This window comes from Pseudoalteromonas sp. JB197, from assembly GCF_002332205.1.
GTDB lineage: Bacteria > Pseudomonadota > Gammaproteobacteria > Enterobacterales > Alteromonadaceae > Pseudoalteromonas > Pseudoalteromonas nigrifaciens.
The window spans coordinates 2,765,621-2,788,540 of record NZ_NRGZ01000001.1; the positions used below are offsets into that span (position 1 = coordinate 2,765,621).

At 39.8% G+C, this 22,920-nt stretch carries 18 protein-coding genes, 2 tRNA genes and 3 pseudogenes; 18 read left to right on the forward strand and 5 right to left on the reverse strand.

Annotated elements, in window-relative coordinates; all coding sequences use genetic code 11:
• Nucleotides 1–250 precede the first annotated feature (250 nt).
• Nucleotides 251–1,045 (forward strand): YggN family protein, encoded by a 795-nt coding sequence (locus tag CIK86_RS13085; RefSeq protein WP_086997077.1) that lies wholly within the window; start codon nt 251–253, stop codon nt 1,043–1,045.
• A gap of 123 nt (nt 1,046–1,168) precedes the next feature.
• Here CIK86_RS13085 and CIK86_RS13090 read toward each other — a convergent pair whose 3' ends face one another.
• A complete protein-coding gene (locus CIK86_RS13090; protein WP_086997097.1) occupies nt 1,169–2,611 on the reverse strand; it encodes a PLP-dependent aminotransferase family protein in 1,443 nt (480 codons plus the stop codon).
• A gap of 104 nt (nt 2,612–2,715) precedes the next feature.
• Here CIK86_RS13090 and CIK86_RS13095 point away from each other — a divergent pair, with 104 nt between their 5' ends.
• The 4 genes from CIK86_RS13095 (at nt 2,716) to CIK86_RS13105 (ending at nt 4,800) form a co-directional block, all read left to right on the forward strand.
• Entirely contained in the window at nt 2,716–3,645 is a 930-nt protein-coding gene (locus tag CIK86_RS13095; RefSeq protein ID WP_086997080.1) for an EamA family transporter, read from the forward strand.
• Nucleotides 3,646–4,199: 554 nt separating this feature from the next.
• A complete protein-coding gene (locus tag CIK86_RS19255; protein WP_167376929.1) occupies nt 4,200–4,340 on the forward strand; it encodes a hypothetical protein in 141 nt (46 codons plus the stop codon).
• Nucleotides 4,341–4,559: 219 nt separating this feature from the next.
• Nucleotides 4,560–4,650, forward strand: a tRNA-Ser gene (locus CIK86_RS13100).
• 57 nt (nt 4,651–4,707) lie between these two features.
• A tRNA-Ser gene (locus CIK86_RS13105) sits at nt 4,708–4,800 on the forward strand.
• A gap of 297 nt (nt 4,801–5,097) precedes the next feature.
• Here CIK86_RS13105 and tnpA read toward each other — a convergent pair.
• Nucleotides 5,098–5,493: an IS200/IS605 family transposase gene (gene tnpA / locus CIK86_RS13110; protein ID WP_011327281.1), complete on the reverse strand. Its 396-nt coding sequence runs from the start codon at nt 5,491–5,493 to the stop codon at nt 5,098–5,100.
• A gap of 38 nt (nt 5,494–5,531) precedes the next feature.
• Between tnpA and CIK86_RS13115 the strand changes: the two genes are divergently transcribed.
• Nucleotides 5,532–6,758: an RNA-guided endonuclease TnpB family protein gene (locus tag CIK86_RS13115; RefSeq protein ID WP_096317101.1), complete on the forward strand. Its 1,227-nt coding sequence runs from the start codon at nt 5,532–5,534 to the stop codon at nt 6,756–6,758.
• 137 nt (nt 6,759–6,895) lie between these two features.
• A complete protein-coding gene (locus tag CIK86_RS13120) occupies nt 6,896–7,384 on the forward strand; it encodes a hypothetical protein (protein ID WP_011326784.1) in 489 nt (162 codons plus the stop codon).
• On the opposite strand, the gene CIK86_RS13125 is transcribed toward CIK86_RS13120, so the two are convergent.
• Complete coding sequence (locus CIK86_RS13125; protein WP_086998990.1) at nt 7,368–8,492, reverse strand: aminotransferase class V-fold PLP-dependent enzyme; 1,125 nt, start codon at nt 8,490–8,492, stop codon at nt 7,368–7,370. The two genes, CIK86_RS13120 and CIK86_RS13125, sit on opposite strands and share 17 nt — an antisense overlap.
• A gap of 1 nt (nt 8,493) precedes the next feature.
• Entirely contained in the window at nt 8,494–9,663 is a 1,170-nt protein-coding gene (locus CIK86_RS13130; protein ID WP_086998987.1) for a monodechloroaminopyrrolnitrin synthase PrnB family protein, read from the reverse strand.
• A gap of 136 nt (nt 9,664–9,799) precedes the next feature.
• On the opposite strand from CIK86_RS13130, the pseudogene CIK86_RS13135 reads away from it, so the two are divergent.
• Nucleotides 9,800–9,931 (forward strand): annotated as a pseudogene (locus CIK86_RS13135) (AsnC family protein); the annotation flags it as partial.
• Nucleotides 9,932–9,963: 32 nt separating this feature from the next.
• Here the strand turns inward: CIK86_RS13135 and CIK86_RS13140 are convergent.
• A complete protein-coding gene (locus tag CIK86_RS13140; RefSeq protein ID WP_096317088.1) occupies nt 9,964–10,725 on the reverse strand; it encodes an IS5 family transposase in 762 nt (253 codons plus the stop codon).
• 92 nt (nt 10,726–10,817) lie between these two features.
• Between CIK86_RS13140 and CIK86_RS13145 the strand changes: the two are divergent.
• From CIK86_RS13145 to CIK86_RS13190, 10 genes and pseudogenes are all read left to right on the forward strand, one after another.
• Nucleotides 10,818–11,129, forward strand: a pseudogene (locus tag CIK86_RS13145) (Lrp/AsnC family transcriptional regulator); the annotation flags it as partial.
• Between the two features lie 62 nt (nt 11,130–11,191).
• Nucleotides 11,192–12,685, forward strand: a complete 1,494-nt coding sequence (gene istA, locus CIK86_RS13150; RefSeq protein ID WP_086993630.1) for an IS21 family transposase — start codon at nt 11,192–11,194, stop codon at nt 12,683–12,685.
• Complete coding sequence (locus CIK86_RS13155; protein ID WP_254910707.1) at nt 12,678–12,917, forward strand: ATP-binding protein; 240 nt, start codon at nt 12,678–12,680, stop codon at nt 12,915–12,917. Before istA ends, CIK86_RS13155 begins: the two co-directional genes overlap by 8 nt.
• 401 nt (nt 12,918–13,318) lie before the next feature.
• Nucleotides 13,319–13,456: pseudogene (locus CIK86_RS19400) on the forward strand (IS982 family transposase); the annotation flags it as partial.
• A gap of 354 nt (nt 13,457–13,810) precedes the next feature.
• Complete coding sequence (locus CIK86_RS13165) at nt 13,811–16,495, forward strand: TonB-dependent receptor (RefSeq protein ID WP_086993633.1); 2,685 nt, start codon at nt 13,811–13,813, stop codon at nt 16,493–16,495.
• Nucleotides 16,496–16,570: 75 nt separating this feature from the next.
• Nucleotides 16,571–17,347 carry a family 16 glycosylhydrolase gene (locus CIK86_RS13170; protein WP_086993636.1) on the forward strand — a complete coding sequence of 259 codons (777 nt, stop codon included), beginning with the start codon at nt 16,571–16,573 and terminating at the stop codon, nt 17,345–17,347.
• Between the two features lie 49 nt (nt 17,348–17,396).
• Entirely contained in the window at nt 17,397–19,925 is a 2,529-nt protein-coding gene (locus CIK86_RS13175; RefSeq protein WP_086993638.1) for a glycoside hydrolase family 3 protein, read from the forward strand.
• 133 nt (nt 19,926–20,058) lie between these two features.
• Entirely contained in the window at nt 20,059–21,042 is a 984-nt protein-coding gene (locus tag CIK86_RS13180; RefSeq protein WP_086993644.1) for a histidine kinase, read from the forward strand.
• A complete protein-coding gene (locus CIK86_RS13185; protein WP_086993641.1) occupies nt 21,042–21,836 on the forward strand; it encodes a LytTR family DNA-binding domain-containing protein in 795 nt (264 codons plus the stop codon). Before CIK86_RS13180 ends, CIK86_RS13185 begins: the two co-directional genes overlap by 1 nt.
• Nucleotides 21,837–21,929: 93 nt before the next feature.
• Nucleotides 21,930–22,898, forward strand: a complete 969-nt coding sequence (locus tag CIK86_RS13190; protein ID WP_096317079.1) for an IS30 family transposase — start codon at nt 21,930–21,932, stop codon at nt 22,896–22,898.
• Nucleotides 22,899–22,920: the final 22 nt, after the last annotated feature.

Genomic DNA, 22,920 nt, shown 5'->3' on the forward strand with positions numbered 1-22,920 from the left:
CATGTCAATACTGTGAATAAATAGCGCTAAATTAGCTTTATGGAAAGTGAGAGTTTTTTATCGTATCGATAAATAAAATTAATTATTGCTCTAGCTTTAGCCAATTTGACTAAAAAATAGTTTTTTTATAATAAACCTTGCTATGGTTAATAACATAAATAAAACCAACTTATTGTTTAATATAATAAAAAAACATTGGCACTAAACTTGTTATTACTTATTTATCATCAATAAAAAACTGAGAATAAATATGAAAAAATTACTATTAGTGAGCACTTTAATATGTGCACCTGCCGTTATGGCGCATAACGATAACGATTCAACAGTGTCATTTAATAATGAGCAATGCAATGTAGAATTTAAAAATGATGTACGTATTAAGCCTGACGAACTAGAGATTTTTACCGCCAATAAGCAAACTATGCAATTTAATACCAATGGCAATTTAACCATTAATGGTGAATCGGTAGCGCTTAATCATTCCCAGCAAAAGGCGCTAACTCAATATTCAGGTAGTTTACGCACGCAATTACCCGAAGTAGCAGATATAGCCTTAGAAGGCGTTAAAATTGCCGGTGTTGCACTGCAAGAAGTTGCTAATGCTTTTAATATTGATGGCCTCGATAATATCTCATCGTTAATGGACGACATTAAACTTGAAGTACAAAATACTTTTTATCAACAAGACACCTTTGTTATGGGCCAGCAAAGTTTTAATCAATTTGGTGAAAACTTTGAGCAGCAGTTCGAACAACAAATAGAGAGCGCTGTTGAGTCGGCTGTAATACAATCTATGGGGAGTATTTTAGTTGCTTTAGGTTCTGAATTACTTGGCTCAGGAGGCGACATGCAAGCCTTTGAGCAACGTATGGAAAACATGGGTACGCAAATAGAAGAAAAAGTAGAGCAGCATGCCGATGCGCTCGAAAAGCGTGCCAATGCCTTATGCGAAAATTTTGCCAATATAGCTAAACAAGAAGAGCAGTTAGTAGTCCAAGTACCTGAACTTAAAGGTTACCAATTATTTAGCTTTAAACAAAACTAGTTTGCAAACTTCACTTAGGTGATTATTTAACATCCCTTTGCAGCCGTTACGCTTAAAACTTAACGGCTGTTTTTTATTGTGCCGCAAAACTTGTTACAAGCTGTTGATCCCCCTTAAATTAGGCTACTTTTTTGCTAGTAAGGTAAGTTTACCTAGTGTGACAATTGCTTGCTCTATTTGCTCACTCCACTGCACACCATAGCTTAGCCTTATACAGCTTTTGTATTTATTTGAAGCTGAAAATATCAACCCTGGAGTAATGCTTATACCTACCTCAAGCGCTAATAAAAATAGCTTTTGGCTATCATACTCGCAGCCTAAGTCTAACCAAATAACACAGCCACCTTGTGGATCGCTGATCCGTGTACCTTTTGGCATGGCTTGCTGTAAGCAACGTCGCATATGCTCTTTATTCGTACGTAAACGCTGCCTAAGTACTTTTAAATTACGATCGTATTCACCGCTAAAAACAAATTCTGATAACGTCCATTGATTAATTAGTGAGGTAGAACAACTCAATGCTCTTTTATAACGCCTAGCTTGCCCTGCAAATTTCCCCGCAATAAGCCAACCAACACGATAACTAGGGGCAGCCGTTTTAGAAAAAGACGAACAACTTAGCACCAAGCCTTTTTTGGAATACGCTATAGCCGGTGTACCTCGTTTGGGTGTAAAGTATAGGTCGCCATATACGTCATCTTCAATGAGCACTACGTTATGGCTTTCAACTAGTTCCACCAGTTGTTCTCGATTTTCATCTGGCATAAAACTACCAACCGGATTACTAATAGCCGTAGAAAATAAACACGCTTTAATATCGTGCTCATTAAGCGCCTGCGCTAAATCGTTTAGCCAAATACCATTATCTGGGCATAAAGGTATTTCTAGTGCTTTAAGGCCTAAACTTTCTATTAACTCTATAATTCCGTGATAACAAGGGCTCTCTATGGCCACTACATCACCGGGCTTAGTTACGCATTTGAGTGCAATTGCCAGTGCTTCTTGCGCACCATTAGTGATCACCATTTCATCCATATTAATACCAATGCCAAAGTCTAAATAGCGATGAATAAGCTGCTTTTTTAACGGTGCATAACCATCCAGTGGCCCGTAATTAATAGCGCTACTACCGGCAAGTGTCATTACTCGGCGCATATTTCTGGCTAAGGCTTTATCGGTTGGTGCCGCAGCAACCGGGTTAGCTACTCCAAAAGGCACCACATGGGCCTGATGAATGGCTGTGTATACCTGCTCAATCAGCGCCTGCTTGTTTACAATCACGGGCTCGCGGCTTAACTTAACCCGTTTTGGTAAGCTGCTTGCCATGTTAACGGCTTTTAAAAAGTAGCCTGACTTTTCGCGTGCCTCTATAACCCCCTGATCTTCTAGCGCTTGATAGGCCTGCTTTACCGTAGGAATACTTATATTAAGGTTGCTAGCCATTTTACGTAATGACGGCAGCTTTTCTGAGGGCAATAAAGCCTGTTGAGCACTCATATCCCTGATCAGTTGAATAACTTGCTGGTACAAAAACTCATGACCTTGATGGCTAACCGCTTTTAAAATCATTACACCCTCAATCTGTATAGGTTACATATTCCATTTTCTGTACATGGTAAGTATACAGATAAGCTTTAAAATAGCAGCTTAATCGACTTTGGAGAGCAGTATTGAAAAGTGCAGCGCTATATATAACAACTGTTTTAATTTGGGGCTCAACCTGGTTGGCCATAGAGTTTCAGCTAGGCGATATTGCTGTTGAACTATCGCTATTTTATCGTTTTGCAATCGCGGCATTATTAATGTGGTTATATGTGGCATACAAAAAACCTAAAATGCGATTTAATTTAGTCGATCATGGTTTTTTCGTATTATTGGCCCTGTTTAACTTTGGCCTAAATTACTTAATGCTTTACTGGGCACAAAATCACCTTAGCTCTGCAATGACCTCGATTGCTTTTTCAATGCTATTAGTAATGAATATAGTTAATACCCGATTATTTTTTGGCAAACCTATTCCAAAACGAATTTATACCGGTGCTGTACTTGCCATTTTAGGTATCACCTGCTTGTTTTGGCCACAATTACAGCAACTCAACTTGAGTAACAGTGCATTCGTCGGGTTACTACTTGCTCTTGGAGGCACCTTTGTGGCTTCATTAGGAAACATGGTAAGTGTACGTAATTCACGCAAACAAATTGGTGTGTTACAAGGTAATGCTTGGGGCATGTTATACAGTGCCATTGGCTTAGCCTTATATGTATTTATAAGCGACGTGCAATTTAATTTCACTGCACCTACTAGCTATTGGCTGTCGTTATTGTACTTATCTATTTTTGGCACTGTAATCGCCTTTGCTTGTTACTTTGCACTGTTAAAAAATATTGGCCCCGAAAAAGCCAGCTATGTCATCGTACTGTTTCCTTTAGTTGCGGTAACACTAAGCAGCTTTTATGAAGGCTTTGAATGGCATGCAAATACCTTTGCAGGGTTTAGCTTAGTACTACTTGGTAACGCCATAGTGCTTACCCCAACAAAACGAATTAATGCCTTTTTAGCAAACAGAGCGGTTGCTAGAAGAGGCCCTGTCCCCAGTTAGACGCGTTATTAACGCAACTAACGCAAAAGCGCCTACTGTAAAGTAGGCGCTTTTTTATTGGTTAATATAAAAGCAGCTGCCAAGTGTTCGTTATAACTCCTAGTAATACTAACTTTATTAAAAACACCATTTTGCTAAAAAGCTAAGTAATTCACCCATGCAATGCAAATATAAAGTGCATTACACCAACTTTTTTTAGAACTTTACTGGAATTTCTTTAACGCTCATAAAGTTAATTTTATAAACACTAATTAAACAGCATAAAAAATCATTTAATTAAAATAATTTAATCTGAATAAATAACCAAAAAAGCCTGCTTTTATCGCATTAAAAATAAAAACAAACACAGAGACCCCATAACAAAAGGGATTTAAAAACTAACGGCGTGAATAAAAATGCAAAAACATCCAAACTCACCAAGTGAACGGCAGGTTAATAAAACCCTTTCGGATTAAAATAACTAATGCTTCGGGCTCAATTTTTATCGCTTTATTTTTAAACAATTAAGAGGCAGAATGCCCCCGTTTTCACCAACCACAACTCGGAGTTAAGTAATGAACCCAATTAACACATTAAATGAAACAGCTGCTACTCACATTGCCGTTAAACCAACAAATCGTAAAGCTAAAATGTTAGCAAAGCTTAATCGCTTCGGTAAAAGACTCGCTCTTGGTAGCACAGCTCAATATAAATAGTCACACAACCATGACTATTTATACGGTGCAGCAAGCACCCAACCACTAAATAAAGCTTCTTATTTAGCTCCCACTGCTTGCTGCAACCTATTTAATTTTACTAAAATTGTCTTTATTTCCCCTTATTTACAAAAAAAACCTCATTTTAGCCTAAATTTTAAGCAAACAGTCTTTTTGCTATTTACACATGCGTATGACCTAAGTATTATTCTGCGTCACGGAGAGATGGCAGAGTGGTCGAATGCACCGGTCTTGAAAACCGGCATAGGTTTGTAGCCTATCTAGGGTTCAAATCCCTATCTCTCCACCACATTTATATTGGTGGCTTTAATTTTTACTTCCATCAATAAAAAAACGGTTATGCGTTGGAGAGGTGTCCGAGTGGCCGAAGGAGCTCCCCTGCTAAGGGAGTATAGAGTTTGTAGCTCTATCGAGGGTTCGAATCCCTCCCTCTCCACCATACTTAATTTAAACCACTTAGTTGTGGTTTTTTTGTGCCTATAATTTAACACCAAGACTAAATTGGGAGGGTGAGATCCCTCGACAGGGTTCAACAAAATGTCGGGAACATTTTGGGCCGCTGCAAGCGTCGCGCAGCGATTGATGACATGGAGGTAAGCAAGTCTATCCCTCCCTCTCCACCATACTTAATTTAAACCACTTAGTTGTGGTTTTTTTATGCCTATAATTTATCGAAATTTTCCGAGAAAACCCATTGATCGACGCGAAGCGGCGTCGATGGGATGAATCGGAATAGTTAGCCCTGCTCTTGAATGTATTTTCGAATTGTATCAGCAGCCGCATTTCCAACAGAGCAAACAAAATATCCGTCAGACCAAAATGTTTTTTTAACCCAGAATTGCTTTTTAAACCATTTAAATCTCGACCATAGACTTTGCGTTGTAGATTGTTTAATTCTCCTAACGTAACTCGCAACACTGATATTGGGAGAGATCGTTAGCAATATGTGTATATGATCTTTGTCCACCTCGATCTCTTCGATATTAAATTCTGAGCGCTCTGCAATTTCAGTGATTTTTTGTTTTACAAAATCACCTACATCACCTTTTAACAATTGTTTTCTATATTTAACCACAAGTATTAAATGTAGCGCTATTAAATATTTACAGTGAGATTTAGTTTCATATTCCATCTTGACAACTCATTTCCATACAGTAGTCTATACAGTATATGAAAAAGACGCTTAGATACAACTACAGGCTAAATCCTACGCCAGAGCAAGAAGCTAAACTCGTTGAGTTTGGCGCGACAGCGCGTGGCATTTGGAACTTATTGTTGTCTGAGAACATACGTCGATACGAGCACGATAAAACGTTTTTGTTTTACAAAGACATGGCCTCACTACTTAAAGATATCAAGACGTTCGAAGAGTTTAACTGGATCAAAGCATTCGATTCTGCGGCAGCTCAACAAGTTGCCCGCGACCTGGAATTAGCGCTCAAGAATGTTTTTACTAAAGGTCGCTTGCAACGCTTTCCAAAGCACAAGATCTCATATAAAAAGAAAAAACGTCACAACGATAGTTTTCGAGCGGTCAATAACTCGCACTGTATCCGCATTGAAAATGGCGCTATCAGTATCCCAAAGGTAGGCAAGATACCCATTATCTTGCATCGCAAACTAGCAAGTAAAATCAAGACTGTAACTATCCAGTATCACCACGGAAAATGGGGATGCAGCATCACTCAGGAAGTTGAGTGCAAAACAGCTAAACAAGTTTTAAAAACAATCACAGGTTTTGACATTAACTCAAAGCAAACGGTAGTTGGCTCAGATGGTTTTGTGGTCGATAACCCCAAGTTTTTAAAGCAGTCAAAAACAAAGTTAAATCAATTGCAACGCCAGCTTGCACGCCGAACTAAAGGTTCAAATCGCTGGCAAAAAACCAAACAACGCATCAACAAATTACACGGCAAAATCTCACGGCAAAGGCTCGACTTTGCACACAAAATTTCACGCCAGATAACCAATGAAAATGACATTTTAGTGTTCGAAGATTTAAACGTAAAAGGGATGCAAAAGTTCAATGGCAGCATGGTTGCCGACAATGTGATGGGCTTAATTACTCAGCTTTCAAAATACAAAACTGAGCTTGAAGGTAAACTCTATCACGAGATTGGCAGGTTTGAAAAATCCACTGGGGTTTGTTCTGAATGCGGCCAACATCATGTTTTGACATTGAACGACAGATATTTCACATGTACGGCTTGTGAAACTTACCAAAACCGAGACTTGTCAGCGGCTAAAAGCATAGCAAAAACAGGTGAATTAGATTTGATTGCGGCTGGGATCGTCGCAAGGGTTACCCCCACATCTCAGCAGAAATCAGCCATTAAAACGAAAGTCTTCGAGCTATCGAAGTTTGCTGTTGGAACTGAGAAAAAAGAAGCAGCCTAGTCTCTAAGTCAAGGCTGTAGAAGCCCATTGATCGACACGGAGTGGCGTCGATGGGTAGTTCACAAAACTAAACAAATTGTACCAAACTATAACTTAGGGCATGATTAACTTAACTTTAAGCCAATTTAGGTTTAACTATGATCCGGGTTATATTGCTATCAATTTGCTTAACCGCGCCAACCTTTAGCTTGGCAGAAAACATTACTGTTTATAAATGCGTTATTAAAGGTGTTCCTACATTTAGCCAGCTGCCCTGTGCTCTAGATGCACAAGCCATTACGCTAAAAAATATTAATGTAACCACAGCCTATAGCGATACAACTGCTAGCAGTAAAATAACAGATACTTCTGTTGATGATTACTTAAAAACGCAGCAAATTAATCGTGATATAAAACGCTACCAACTGGCTATTAAACAATATCAGCAGCAATACACAGAAAAAAAACAGCAAATTGATTACATGACGCAAGATAAAGCCAATCGTTTAGGGGCTTCCTCTATTGCCAATGCGATTGCAACTAAAACATCAGCTCTTAAACAGTCATACGATGCTTTAATTGGGCAAGCACAGCAACAAATAGAGGCGTTAAATCAGCAAAAAGAGCAACTTAGTCAACAACCTTAATCGCTTTTTTTATAACCGCTATAAACTTATGTATTGCGTCGGCGCTATTATATATATGCGGTGAAACTCGTATACCAAGCTTTCTGGCATCCACACTAATCCCTGCACTATTAAGCTCATTCAATACATGTTGTTGCTGCATGTTAAAGTTTAAAATAGCAGTACCACTGCATTGATGCTGCAGCGTGGGCGACACAACATATTTACCCAACTGTTGCTGAATAAGCGCAAGCATTGCTAAATTATGCGACCTAACTTTATCAATTCCCAATGCGGCAAAATAGGCAATACTATTGGCTGCAATAATATAAGGTACAACTGAGGGAGTACCGCCCCAAAATTTAAGCGCTCCCTTGTTATAAATAAAATGATTTATATCAAACTCAAAGGGATTTTGATGAGAAAACCAGCCAACATCTTTAGGCTCACAAACAGCTATTTGCTGTGGGTTAACCCATAAGTAAGCAGCACCAGGGCCGCCACATAGCCATTTAACGCTAGAGCCAATCATAAAGTCAGCATTTAAGGCGGTTAAATCAAGCGGTATCACCCCTGCAGATTGCGCAACGTCAATGATTGATAAGCTATTCGTTTTTTTACTCAAAGCAACAATATCGTGTAAAGGGGCTTGTACCCCTGTATTTGAATATACGTGACTGATAAAAACTAAATCTATGTTATCCGTTAAATAACGCTGCCAAACGGTAATATCGGTTAAGTTTTCATGTTCAGGAATAAATGTTATTTGCGCGCATTTTGGCAAAGCTTTTTGCATCGCAAAGCCCATACTTGGAAAGTCGCTTTGCGTCATTAATACTTTGCAATTTTTTTGCTGTAATCGCGGATGCGACATTAACAATTTGGTTAAGCCGCTGGATAAGTTAACTTGTGGACAAAATTGCTCGCTAGGCGCATTAAATAACTGCCCTAATGCGGTATTAAATTGCTCTACTGCAGGTAACCATTGCTGCCAGGGTTCTTTATTTGACGATTCCCACGGCGAAAAATAATGAGCCGCTAAATGCTGCTGACTATTTTTCAGTGGACGCCCTACTGAGTGGCTTAATAAATAACAGCCTTCGGCCATACAAAAATCGTGTTGATTCATCTTATTTAATCCACTGTTTTAGCAAGTTTATATCGTCGTAACGTGTTTTTATATCGTCGCGTTTAGCGCTGGCACGTTTATCACGGAGTTTTTCTAACGAATCGAGCAAAACATGTAATGGTGGACCACTGGCTGTTACTTTACTCATATGTTGCTGTTGCATTTGCTTTGACGGTTGCGCAATAAATTTTTCAACCAATTGATTATGATGACCGATTGCAGTGTCACCATGTAATTTACACACCTGAATAAATAGCTTTGCGTGGTATTTAAACCAGTCATTGTCTTTATATTGCTGCGCCTGTAAAAAGTCATCCATAAAGCTTTGCATGCGCATTGCTTCGCGCAATATTTGCTGATCTTCTGGCATCATATATAAAAACTTATCCACCAGCATTTGTGAATAACTTGGCTCGTTGGCACTACACAGCCCAAGTAGCATATCGATAACGTTTATGCCGGCAAAATCTCCCGCATTAGCACCTCTGTATATCTCATTGCCTACTCGATGCGGTTTATAATAAGGGCGCACACAATTAAAAAAGCGCTCTGTGTCTAACTGGGTATAAAGTGCATTATTCGATTCAATTACATCTATTAACGCTTGTTTTGCTACTTTTAATAGCTCGGCACAGGTGGGGTGCGAAATACCTAATGGTAATATTTTTAATAATGCATCGCTGGCGCGTTTATATGCCAAAATACCTTGGGTGTTGTAATCAATAAATAGTTTTTCGTCGGGTAAATTAGTAAAACGTTTATACGTGCCATTTAGCGCTTTATTGTGCGTGGTTAAATGGGCAGTCGCAAAGCGTGGCGTTACTCCAATAGAGGCACCTATATGCATTGCTAGTGCCGACGCTTCTACCAATGGCGATGTGGTCTCACGGCTTGGCTCGGTAATTTCATGACGACGACACGCCGCCATAAAAAGCCCTACATTACCGAGTAAATTAAACGCACTATCAAAACCTTCATCGGTATTTCCCTCCGCTAATAAATTACTTATTAATGCGTTACCTTCATCTTTTAATTGCTGTTTTAAAGGCTCTCCCAACCCCTCTACATTGGCTTTATCATCTTGTTGCCAGTAAAGTTGCTCAAGCTCGCTGTTTATCTGTGGGAAGGCGCTTCTTATCCATCGATCAAAAATGGCTGTATGGGTGCTCATTATTGTTTCCTGTTATTATAGTTATCACTAAATGCTAACAGAGTTTAATGAGGGTAAAACGCTAAAAAATTAGTAATTATCAACATCATTAGCAATAATCACTACAAATATAAAAATAATTAATAAGAATCTATATATGCTCGATAAAAAAGATCAGCAATTGCTCATTGCCTTACAAGCCAACGCCAGAATGTCTGTTGCAGATCTTGCCAGTCATATTAGCCTCTCAGATACGCCCTGCCTTAGACGAATTAAAAAGCTAGAACAAGCTAGGGGCTGTTGATCTTTGTAGTACATATATCAATCAGCCCACATTGGTAGCCACATCATAGTAAATGCTAAAGCGAGCATTGAATGATAATTTCGTTCAAGCTTTTCATACCGCGTGGCTATCCCTCTATATTGCTTAATACGGCCAAATGCATTCTCAACCAAGTGCCGATATTTGTACATGCACCAGTCAATATCTTCATTGCCTACTAAACTGTTGCCCTTACGTGGAATAACGGGTGTAGCGTTATTATCACGAACAAACGCTCTCAGTTTTTCACTGTCGTAGCCTTTATCTGCGACAACCATATTACTTGTTGGGCAATTAGCTACGAGTGACTCTGCATGGACGATATCATGCGTATTTCCACAGGATAATTCATAATAAACAGGCAACCCTCCGCTATCGACTGCAAGATGAATTTTCGTAGAATTTCCACCTCGGCTCTTTACAATTGATTCATTGTCAGCAGTTCTTGCACCGCAACTATGTTGATGAGCCCTGACAATACTGCCATCAATGAAGACCCAATCCATGTCCGCATCACGAGATAATGCGCGAAACAGTTCATTCAAAATCCCTTTTTTGGACCATAAATTAAACCGTCTGTAGATAGCACTCCAACGGCCAAAATCAGAAGGTAAATCTCGCCATGGAATACCTGTGCGCATCTTATACAGTATGCCTTCGAGCGTTTTTCTATGGTTGGGCTTATTATAAATTCGACCACTTAAGTACATTACTTTTGATAAGACATTCCATGTCCCGTCTGTTAACATTAATCTTGGCATGTAGGTTCGGTGTAAAGTTTTCTGGCGAATTCAATTATACCTTATCTTCATGCTGTTTGTTTTTCATACCACAAAGATCAACACGCCCTAGTATTATTACCGGCTACCACGCTGCTATTAACCCCAAGGCACTTAAACTAAACGTTTTGGTGTATGCATTTGTACGTTTAAATCAAAATTCGGCCAGTGCTGCCCGGCAATTTGAGCAACACGTAGAAAAGCTCACTCATGTGCTAGAGTGTTCGGTAATATCGGGAAGTTACGACTATTTACTAAAAATAATTGCGCATGATTTAGAAAGCTATGAGCAGTTTGTTAAGCATCAACTAGGGAACTTAAGCTGTATCGCTAATATAGAATCAACCGTGGTGTTTATTAAACGACAATTACGGTGGCCGGTCTAGCGACAATTATCTTGGCCGGTTGATCTGATAAGGTTCGGTACAGCAGAACGGAGGAGTTCACTGTGCCGGGAACACGAATCACTGATCAGCAGGTCACTATTTATATGAAACATAGAAAGCGTAATAGCCAAGTTATCGCGGCTGCGAAAGCAGGTATTTCAGAACGTTCAGCAAGGCGCATTGATAAACTGGATAAGCAGCCATTGTCTAATAAACGCCAATGGCGAACGCGTATAGATCCACTTGAGTCTATCTGGGACAGTATTGTTGTCCCTCTACTTCAAGGTGATGCAACGTTAACTCCGGTGGGAATTTTTGATCACCTTTGCGAGTTTCACACCGACAAATTTAACCCTAGCTCACGGCGTACATTAGAGCGTCGAATTCATAAATGGCGGGCACTGTATGGCTCAAGTAAAGAGGTCGTATTCCTGCAAACACACGAGTATGGCCTATTAGGTATGTGTGATTTTACACATGTGAAGTCACCCGTTACCATTGCTAGTGAACCCCTAAAGCATATGTTGTTTCATTATCGTATGCCCGCCAGTGGCTGGGCTTACGCCCAAGTGATTTACGGCGGTGAAAGCTTTGCTGCTTTTTCTGATGGCGTGCAAAACGCATTTAAAGCAGCCGGCGGTGTGCCTAAAGAAGTGCGTACAGACAGTCTGAGTGCCGCCTATCGTAATCACACTAATGATAACGATTTTACAGAGCGCTTTAATGAATTAGTCACCCATTATGGCTTTAAAGCGACCCGCAATAACCGCGGTATTGCGCATGAAAATGGGGCTATTGAGAGCCCTCATGGGCATCTTAAATCGCAACTGGAGCAAGCATTAAAAATCCGTGGTAGTTATGACTTTCAGACAAGAGAAGTCTATGAATCGTTTGTTGCCGACATTGTAGCTCGCCGTAATCGCCGTGTAAGTGATAAATACGCAGTAGAGCAGCGACAATTACATGCTTTACCACGGACGATGAGCGTCAATTACACCGAGCATTATCTAACGGTGTCACGTACGAGTACTATTTCATTGAAACGTGTTACCTATAGCGTCCCGTCACGCCTTATTGGTAGCCGATTACTGGTTCGTTTATATGACAACCGTTTAGAGCTGCACTATGGCAGCGATTTAGTTCAAACGTTAGCGCGTGTCTATGCTTCTAAAGGATGCCGTGCACGTAATATTAGTTACTTGCATGTTATTGACGCACTGGTTAAAAAACCATTGGCATTTCGCTACTCACAACTACGTGACGACTTACTTCCAAGCGACAATTACAAAGCTATTTGGGAATACGTTAATGCCCACCTTTTAGCGGATGAAGCGAGCTATTACATGGTGAAATTGCTCCATTTAGCGAAGCAAAGTGGGTGTGAACGTCAATTAGGACGATTTGTAGCAGCGTCAATTACTCAGCGACAATTACCGGCCATCCGAGAATGTGAAGCGCAATTTTTAGTGATTGCATCAAACATACCCAAAATAACAATAAAGCAACACAGCTTGAGCGCTTATAGCAGCATGATACCGGGAGGCCTACATGGATAACTTCACGGCCTCGTTACCTTTAATGCTGAAACAATTAAAGCTTAGCACCATGCTTCAACAGTGGAATACCCTGGGCAAAAAAGCGATAGAAGAACAATGGAGCCCGCAGCAATACTTGTCTGAGCTGTGTCATGTTGAACTTGCGACACGCGATGATAAACGCCTTCAGCGGCTTTTAAAAAATGCAAAATTGCCCGTGGGTAAACACCTGATCTCTAAATTATCTTTATAGTGTCTAGTATCAATACTATGTATTTTTTGATAATAGAAAATAGTATTGGTACCTAAGAATATTAACTATCTGTCCACGTTTATCATAGCTTCCATAGCGTTTTTTATACTTTTTACATGCACGAGTGAGTGTCTTATGTAGCTTGCCACCACGAGCCTTGTCTCTGTAAATATATTGATAAATTGTTTCATGATGTAAAACGACCTGCTTCTCTAAAACTAAGCGGCCTGCCACCTGCTCTGGGGAAAGCCCGTCATGCAACAATTGATTAATCCAGTCAGTAACGTCGTCGGTTAATTTACGTGCTTTGAAAGATGACTTGCGTTTTTGTTCAGCAAAATTATTAGCTTGATTAGGCCGATAGCCTTTAAGTCCTTTATTACGTTTTAACTCTCTACTTCATTGAACATTCGAGACATCGGAGTATGAACGGTTTTATGTTGAATTTAGTGGCTGGATTGGTGGCTTATTGCTTAAAAGAAAATAAGCAACACCTTAATTTAACTGACGTAGAGTTCAATGCATTAGTTATCGCTTAAGCAGATCTCAGGTTACTTAGAGTTGCAAGGAAGTTCTAGTAATACAACATCTGAGCTAGAAAGGTTAACTATGCCACTGCAATATCAAATTATGTCATGTCTTTTTTCATCGTTCAGTGATTATATTCACTCTCTTTGTATTCATGACATCGGTCGCAAGTTTTACTTTCATGCGAGAATTTTTACCGTCGATGCTAAATCAAGAAGTAAGTTTATTTATTGTTCAAGGTTTAATTTCGGCTTGTATTGTATCTAACTCGCTTTGGCGTATTTGACTAGCATTCAAAAAGACCTTATGGATACTGTGAAGTTGTTACATAAAAGTTAACGTTTAAATACATCAAAAGGTCGAACATGCACACAATAAATAAAACAGCACTATCAATAGCCGTTGCGCTGGCTTGTTCAATGCCATTGAATGCTCAAGAAGCTTCTACGGATAAAAAGCAAGCGTCAGAAAAAGAAACAGTTTCATTAGAAATCATTTCGGTAACAGCAACTAAGCGCAAAACAAGACTAATGGAAACACCTGTTGCCATTACAGCATTAACTGAAGCCGAGCTGAAAAGAAACGGTGTTAATAGCGTTAAGGATATTGCTAACTTAGTTCCTGGCTTAGATATTTCAACTGCAACAGATCAAGCTGCGCCGGTTATTTCTATGCGAGGTGTACGCTCTACCAATATTACTGAGCTTGGCGATCCGGCTGTGGGTGTTCACCTTGATGGTATTTACTCACCACGTATGCAAGGCGCCCTTGCATTGATGTACGACATAGACAGAGTTGAAGCACTAAGGGGCCCACAAGGCACCCTATTTGGTCGTAACTCAACGGTGGGTAGTATCAATGTTATTTCAGCAAAACCAGAGTTTACCAACTTATATGGCAACGTTAGTATCGAAGCGGGAAACTTTAATAGTAAAAATATTGATGCCGTTTTAAATATTCCTATTAATGATGAATTTGCCGTTAGGTTTTCAGGAAAAGGCTTGAAACGGGATTCTTATTTAGAAGGGTATTACGATCCTAACCAATATGACTCAAGACGCTTAAGCGACGATATTCTTAATGCGCCGGTAATCTCTGAAGATTCTTATCAAGGCGTGGGTCAAACAATTACCCAACGAGAAAACTGGTGGATAGATGGCGCTGGCACAGATCCTGAAGCGCAAAAAGTTCGCGCACTAACACCAGCTGATAAAAGCAATTTTTACAATAATGCAGATGAATATTCATTTAGAGTTAGCACCCTATGGGAGCCTTTAGATGGTAATTTTTCAAACCACACCGTTTTTCAAAAGTATGTAAATGATAGCAATAACAACCTAGATTTAGTTAACTGCGATAAAATTCGTGGCAGAAGTGCTGAACTAGGGGGAGACTGCACTAACTTTTTACCCAGCGATAATACTTATCAGGCGGTTGTAAATGTGCCCGGTAAGCTTAATTTAGATATCACGTACTTAAGAAACACCCTTAATTACAACATAAACGATGAATATTCACTTGTCTGGTTATTGGGCTATGAAGATATGGAACGCTCTTCAGCACAAGATAGTGAAGTAGGTTTAGACCCTTGGGATGGCGCAACTTACTTTTTAGACGGCACTGGCGCAGAATCTTTTTCAACTGAGCTGCAAATACAATCTGATGAATATGGCGACTTTATCTGGATTGCAGGTATAAATTACTTTCATGAAAGAACAAAAACCTTAGGTTATTACGATAACCCTATGGATGACAAAGCGTTTTGGGATCAACCCGATCGTTCTACCGATGCCCTCGCATTATTTGGCCAAGGTACATACAACTTAACTGAAAAGTTACACCTAACACTTGGCTATCGATTTAGTGATGAAACAAAAGAAGATAAAGGCGGAAAAACCTATCGCTGTTCTAATGCTGATGGCTGCGCCGTAGGTTGGTTAAATAGAACTGATTTAAATAACCTTCCTGTTGATTACTACGAAGACCCTTCTATTTATGCGTCGTACTTTGAAAACGACAATAAGGGAAGCTGGAAACACCATGATTTTCGTGTCGGTTTAGATTATGACATTTCACCTGAAACCATGGTTTATACCTATCTTGCCAGTGGCTTTAAAGCCGGTGGTATTGGTGATGTTTACGAAGTGGTAAACGACAGAACCGGTGACGTTACTCGTTTTGAAACCAAGTTTAATCCAGAAGAAGTACTTACTTGGGAATTAGGGGCTAAATCGAGCTTTTTTGATAACTCATTAAACTTAAAAGCGGCATTTTTCTATACTGACTACACCGATATGCAATATGCATCAGTGGGCTCTATCGGTAATGTTGAGCGCTTATCTGTAGTCGAAGATGAGGATGGCTCTCCCGTTTTAGACGGTAATGGCGAGCCTGTTCTTGATTTTCAAAACAAACCTGTCATTGCTTATTACACACAAAATGTCCCTGGCTCAACAATAAAAGGGATTGAGCTTGAGTTTGATTGGAAGCCGTATCCAAATGGTCGAATTAGTGGTTACGTAACGTGGACTGATGCAAAAGTTACTGAAGATTGGAATACTAAATGGGATTACGACGCGGAGTATCTGTTTGATATTTCTTATGAAGAATCAAAAGATCCTGAAAATACCCTGTTAGCTACCAATCTTAAGGGGAATAATTTAGCAATGACCCCTGAGTTTACCGCCAATATCAGTTACACACATACACTCAACTTAGGAGAGTATGGTTTTGTTCACGCATGGTTAAATGCCAGTTGGAAAGATGAGTCGTACTCAACGGTATGGAATGTTGATAAACATTTAGATGACATGGATTTTCAAGTGCCAGATGAAGCAACAAAATATATCGATGATAGCCGCGATGCGTTTGCCGTATTTAACGCCTCTATTAAGTATGAGCCGCAAGGACAAAACTGGTTTGCAGAAGTGTTTGTTAATAATGCTTCAGATGAAACTATTCAATACTGGAATAATACTGGCAAAGGGATCCCCAAAGGCAGCTTTGGCATGCCGAGATACTACGGCATGAGAGCGGGTTTCTCATTCTAAATAACCGAGTAAAAAATTACCCTCCTACAGTCTAGAGTACTGTAGGAGGTGCTTGATTAAATAAGGAATTTAATAATGAAAACGAAGCTAATTTCAACCTTGGTTGCTGGCCTTATAGTTATTTCACCCGGCACACACGCTAACTATTTTAAAGACGATTTTTCGTGGGGATTTGACACTCGTATTTGGAGTGCACGTAGTGGCGATAATGGCTCGCCTTTTGGCTGCGAATTTACTCCAGGAATGATTAATCCAAGTCAACACGGCATCACTCTTTCCTTATCAGAAGGTGCGTGTGCTGAGCTGCAAAGTAATCACTTTTATAGTTTTGGTAAGGTACAAGGGAGTGTTAAGTCGGGCAATATCGCCGGTACCGTGTCTTCTATTTTTACTTACACCTCATGGTGGGATTCGCCAGGACGTGCGTGGCAAGAGATAGATATCGAACTATTACCTTCTTTAGGCAATGTCGTTCATACCAATGTTATCTACCAGCCCCAAGGAGGCACATATCAAAGCTGGGAAGAGGATATTGATTTAAGCCAATTCGGGCTTGATTACAGAGAAAACTTATTAACCATTGGCTTTGATTGGTCAAGTTCATCAATTCGTTGGTATCTCTTCGACTCACAAGGAAACGAGAAAACAATTAGAGTGATGTACAAAGACAATGGGGATGGCGTAATAGCTAATAATGAAATTCCCAGCTATGCGTGGCCAATTGATAAAACAAAAATAATGATTAACCAGTGGAATGGTGACAACTCGACTCAAGGAAATTACTTTCCGGGTCAATACTACGGCACCCCTTCATGGGCATATTATGATTTTATTGAATATATTCCACACTAAATTAATCAATCCGTATTTATAAAACAGTATTTAATCTCGAAGGTTTTAAATGTCGAAAATAAAACACCCTAAATTATTACTTTGCTTATTGCCTGTTTTTGGCATGTTCAACTGCCAAAATGTATTGAGTAAAGACAATCAGCAAGTTAATTGGCCTTATGTGAACACACAACTTAAGCGTGATCCTGCCGTTGAAAAACAGATTGATAAACTGCTCGCAACAATGACTATAGAGCAAAAAGTTGCGCAAATGATACAGCCAGAAATTGGCTATTTAAGTGTAGAGCAAATGAAAAAGTATGGATTTGGCTCTTATCTAAATGGCGGGAATACCGCCCCTTATGGTAACAAACGAGCGGATCAAGCTACTTGGTTAAAATACGCAGATGAAATGTACCTAGCCTCTATGGATTCGACCATAGATGGTATTGCGATCCCGACGGTGTGGGGGACCGATGCCATGCATGGGCATAGCAATGTGTATGGTGCTACGTTATTTCCGCATAATATTGGCTTAGGCGCAGCGCGCGATGGCGATTTAATAAAACGTATAGGGCAAGCAACAGCAAAGGAAGTGTCGGCCACGGGTATTGAGTGGAGTTTTGCACCCACAGTAGCGGTTGTCAGAGATGATCGCTGGGGGAGAACCTATGAAAGCTATTCAGAAGATCCTGACTTAGTTAAATACTATGCGGGTAACATGGTGACTGGTATTCAAGGTGACATAGGCGCTGACTTTTTAAAAGGCAGTAACCGTATTGCCACCGCTAAGCACTTTGTGGGAGATGGAGGAACTGAGCGAGGTATTGACCGCGGTAATACGCTAATTGATGAAAAAGGGTTAAGAGATATTCACAGCCCAGGTTACTTTTCAGCGATTAATGAGGGAGTGCAATCCGTTATGGCATCCTTCAATAGCTGGAATGGTAAACGTGTACATGGCGATAAACATTTATTAACGGATGTACTTAAAAACCAGTTAGGTTTTGATGGCTTTGTTGTAAGCGATTGGAATGCGCATAAGTTTGTAGAAGGCTGCGATTTAGAGCAATGTGCGCAAGCAATTAACGCGGGCGTTGATGTAATCATGGTGCCAGAGCATTTTGAAGCCTTTTATCATAATACTGTTAAGCAAGTGAAAGAGGGGGTAATAGCCGAATCAAGAATAAACGATGCGGTTAGACGCTTTTTAAGGGCTAAAATCCGCTGGGGGGTGTTTACAAAGGGTAAACCATCAGCGCGACCTGAATCACAACACCCGCAGTGGTTAGGCGCTAATGAGCATCGTACTTTGGCAAGAGAAGCGGTTCGCAAGTCACTCGTTCTATTAAAAAACAACGAAAACGTTTTGCCAATTAAAGCGCATAGTCGCATCTTAGTTGCCGGTAAAGGCGCCAATGCAATCAATATGCAAGCCGGTGGCTGGAGCGTTTCTTGGCAGGGCACAGACAATACTAATAGCGACTTTCCAAATGCGACCTCTATTTATGCAGGTTTAAAGTCGCAAGTATTAAAAGCAGGCGGTGAAATAAGCTTAAGTGAGTCTGGTGAATATAAAACCAAGCCAGATGTAGCCATTGTTGTTATTGGTGAAGAACCTTATGCTGAGTGGTTTGGTGATATAGAAATGCTAGAGTTTCAGCATGAAAGCAAACACGCTCTTGCACTGCTGAAAAAACTTAAGGCAGACAATATTCCGGTAGTTACCGTATTTTTAAGTGGTCGCCCGCTTTGGGTCAATAAAGAGCTCAATGCATCAGATGCCTTTGTTGCTGCATGGTTACCAGGCTCTGAGGGTGAGGGAGTTGCAGACGTATTACTAACAGATAAAAACGGTAACAGCCAGTTTGATTTTACTGGTAAGTTGAGTTTTTCGTGGCCTAAATACGACGATCAATTTAGCCTTAACTTAGGCGACGCAAATTACGACCCGCTCTTTGCCTATGGCTACGGGCTAACTTATCAAGACACAGTAAACATACCTGTTGTGAGTGAAACTACAAGCCCTAAAAAAATCGTTAAAAGCGATGCACACCCATTGTTTGTAAAAAGTTTAGCTAAAAATCTCACTTGGGCGTTAGCTGATACAACAGCAAAGGTTTTAACTAGTGGTTCATCGGCCACCAGTGGCGATAAAAAAAGTTTGTTAATGCAATCGGTTAATTTATCGTATCAAGAGGATGCAAGGCAGTTTAAGTGGCAATCTCAATCCTCAGATGCAACACTTAGCCTAAGTTACTTAAAACCTACGCTACTCGAACGCAAATTTAAATCAGGTTACCTTGAACTAAAGATGCGATTAGATAAAGCTCCAGAGCAAGGTGCCCAGTTACAAGTAATGTGTAATTTAGATAACTGTTTAAGAAGTATTGATTTTTCATCGTTTGAAAAAACAATGGCAGATAAGCGCTGGCATACTTTATCAATCGCACTCAATTGCGCCGATAGCGAACTGATTGAACAATCCATGTCAGATGTAATTCGTATTTCAGCTCAGCGTTTAAGTTTAGCAGTTGCAGATATCGCGTTGACTACAAAACCTAATAATGACGCATTATCAATCACGTGCTCAAAATAAATAAGGCAAAGGCAGTTGATAATAAGTAAGCTATTCAACTGCCTTTAAAGTTGGACGTATTAATTTGAATTCCAAAAATCCCAGAAGTCATCTTTTCTGGTTGTTTCAGAGCTGCGGTTGGATTGTGTATGCAATGCTGACCGAGCTAATGATAAAAATACCAAGCGACGAGCCATGGTCGATACATATTCCGCATTTAGTTATTGATGTAGCGTGTGGCTTTTTAATCACCTTGTTTTTAAGAAGGGCTTATAACTGCTCAAATAGGCAAGGGATTAAAGTTAAAATAGCACTGCACCTAGTGCTGCTGTTAACTGCCACATTAATTTGGACACAAATTAAATGGGCGTCTTTGCAGTGGTTATATGGCAATTGGTGGCTTTCAATGACATGGTTTGACTTTGGTACATGGACGTCTGCATCGTTAACTATGCTCTCAACGTGGACTGCTTTTTATTACGGGATAAAAATATATCTCGACAATTTAGAGCAAACTCAAAAAGCCGCAGAAGCGACACACCTTGCTAAAGAATCACAGCTTAAAATGCTTCGATATCAGCTTAATCCGCACTTTATGTTTAACAGCATTAATGCTATTTGCACCTTAATCTTAAAAAAAGAAAGTGTGCAGGCAGTGAATATGCTCGAAAAGCTTTGTGATCTTCTGCGCCATAGTTTGTATACCGATCCGCTTGAAAAAGTAGCGATTAAAGAAGAAATTGCCATTTTAAAAACTTACTTAGATATAGAGCAATGTCGATTTACTGACCGGTTAGAGGTTAATATTAACGTTGATGAACCATGCAACGATTTATTAATACCTTCTTTATTAATTCAACCATTGGTAGAAAACGCGTTAAAACATGGTATGCGAGCAGATCAAAAAATGGTGATCACAATTAAAGTTGAAAAAACAAAAACCGCATTGCTCATTAAAGTTGCAGATACTGGTAAAGGGTTTGACGATAATAAAAAATCGAAAAGGGGCATTGGCTTGGCTAATTGCGAGCAACGCTTAAAATTAATGTATGGAAATAGCCATCGCATTGAGAAAGGCAATGGCAAATCAGGCGGCGCATGGCTTTGTATTTCTCTTCCTATTAATGGTTTGCAATAATGATTCAATTAAAAACATTACTTGTTGACGATGAATACAGCGCTATTGAAGGGTTGCGTATTCGTTTAGAGGCCTTTGCTGAAATTGAAGTGATTGGCAGTGCACAAAGTGTTGATGAAGCAATTAAAGTACTTAACGAATATGATGTAGATTTAGTGTTTCTAGATATAGAAATGCCAACAAAGTCAGGTTTTGAATTAATTAAACATTTTCAACCAGAGAGCTGCCCTGCGGTTATCTTTGTTACGGCATTTCATCAACATGCTGTTAAAGCTTTTGAGGTGAGGGCGCTGGATTATTTACTTAAGCCCGTTAAGTTAGCTCGCCTTGCAGAAGCCATTGAAAGAGTTATTAAAACAGAAAAGCTAAACAGAAAAACCGAACTTATTGAAGTGCACCAATCGCTGGTGATCAATGAATCGCAACCACTTGAAGTGGCGGGTAATTCTGACTATAAGTTTGAAGCTGAGAATTTAGTTATTCAAGATGCTAAAAACCCAATTCAAATTATTCCGTTTAAAGATATTTTATGGATTGATGCGGCGGGGGATTATATGTGTGTACACACACCTACTGAAACACACGTAATGCGGGCGCGTTTAAAAGAGCTTGAAAAAAACACCTTGCCTGAAGATTTCCTGCGAATACATAAATCAACGATTGTAAATTTAAGCCATATAAAGCAACTTAACCCACTTAGAAACTCTGAATACACGGCTGTATTACAAAGTGGTAAAACACTTAAAGTCAGTCGTACCTATAGTAAAAATTTAAAGAGTTTGTTCAAACAATAAATATACCTAAATTCGGATAATAAGTGCAATTTCTCAGATTAGATGGCCAGCTGTTATAATTCGGCCATTTTCTCGCCAAAGGAAATTGCTTTAATGAAATATAAACAGCTGACACAAGAAGAAAGATACCAGATTTACGCGTTAATAAAAGCAGGAAATAACCAAAAGCAGATAGCTGAAGAACTAACTCGTTCACCGTCATCTATTTCTAGAGAGCTAAAACGCAATAAAGGACTTAAAGGCTATCGGCCTAACCAAGCCAATAACTTTGCTGAACAAAGACGTAAGTCATCTTTCAAAGCAAGTAAGTTAACAGAGGACGTCACTCACTGGATTAATAAATTGTTGCATGACGGACTTTCCCCTGAGCAAGTGGCAGGCCGCTTAGCTTTAGAGAAACAGGTCGTTTTACATCATGAAACAATTTATCAATATATTTACAGAGACAAGGCTCGTGGTGGCAAGCTACATAAGACACTCACTCGTGCATGTAAAAAGTATAAAAAACGCTATGGAAGCTATGATAAACGTGGACAGATAGTTAATCGAGTCAGCATTGATGAACGCCCAAGTATTGTGGATTCAAAGTCTAGGATTGGTGATTGGGAGGGCGATACAGTGATAGGTAAAGGGCGTAAAAATGCGCTTGTCACAATGGTTGAACGTAAAACGTTATATACAGTCGTTCACAGAATTGAAAGCAAGCATGCGAAAATAACAGCCGATGCGCTGATCAAGTGTATGACACCATATAAAGATAGGGTTATTACCGTGACGTTAGATAATGGAAAAGAGTTTGCTCACCATGAGCATGTTGCACAAGCATTAGAAGCTGATGTGTATTTCGCTCATCCCTATTCATCATGGGAGCGGGGCATAAATGAGAATACCAACGGCTTACTTAGACGCTTCTTCCCCAAGGGAACTGACTTTATGGCGCTAAGTGAAGCAGAGATACAGGCGGCAGTTGATAAGCTCAACCATCGGCCAAGAAAAACAAGAGGGTATAAAACCCCTCATGAATTATTTACGGGGCAATCAGAAATACTGGTGGCTGCATAATGATTGCACTTAATACTTGAAT

Coding starts and splice junctions, on each gene's coding strand:
- CIK86_RS13140 (WP_096317088.1), bottom strand. CDS start 10,725: ATGCCAAGATTAATGTTAACAGACGGGACATGGAATGTCTTATCAAAA.
- CIK86_RS13120 (WP_011326784.1), top strand. CDS start 6,896: ATGATCCGGGTTATATTGCTATCAATTTGCTTAACCGCGCCAACCTTT.
- CIK86_RS13190 (WP_096317079.1), top strand. CDS start 21,930: ATGAAATATAAACAGCTGACACAAGAAGAAAGATACCAGATTTACGCG.
- CIK86_RS13170 (WP_086993636.1), top strand. CDS start 16,571: ATGAAAACGAAGCTAATTTCAACCTTGGTTGCTGGCCTTATAGTTATT.
- CIK86_RS13130 (WP_086998987.1), bottom strand. CDS start 9,663: ATGAGCACCCATACAGCCATTTTTGATCGATGGATAAGAAGCGCCTTC.
- CIK86_RS13185 (WP_086993641.1), top strand. CDS start 21,042: ATGATTCAATTAAAAACATTACTTGTTGACGATGAATACAGCGCTATT.
- CIK86_RS19255 (WP_167376929.1), top strand. CDS start 4,200: ATGAACCCAATTAACACATTAAATGAAACAGCTGCTACTCACATTGCC.
- CIK86_RS13180 (WP_086993644.1), top strand. CDS start 20,059: ATGCTGACCGAGCTAATGATAAAAATACCAAGCGACGAGCCATGGTCG.
- CIK86_RS13155 (WP_254910707.1), top strand. CDS start 12,678: ATGGATAACTTCACGGCCTCGTTACCTTTAATGCTGAAACAATTAAAG.
- CIK86_RS13165 (WP_086993633.1), top strand. CDS start 13,811: ATGCACACAATAAATAAAACAGCACTATCAATAGCCGTTGCGCTGGCT.
- CIK86_RS13175 (WP_086993638.1), top strand. CDS start 17,397: ATGTCGAAAATAAAACACCCTAAATTATTACTTTGCTTATTGCCTGTT.
- CIK86_RS13125 (WP_086998990.1), bottom strand. CDS start 8,492: ATGAATCAACACGATTTTTGTATGGCCGAAGGCTGTTATTTATTAAGC.
- tnpA (WP_011327281.1), bottom strand. CDS start 5,493: ATGGAATATGAAACTAAATCTCACTGTAAATATTTAATAGCGCTACAT.
- CIK86_RS13115 (WP_096317101.1), top strand. CDS start 5,532: ATGAAAAAGACGCTTAGATACAACTACAGGCTAAATCCTACGCCAGAG.
- CIK86_RS13085 (WP_086997077.1), top strand. CDS start 251: ATGAAAAAATTACTATTAGTGAGCACTTTAATATGTGCACCTGCCGTT.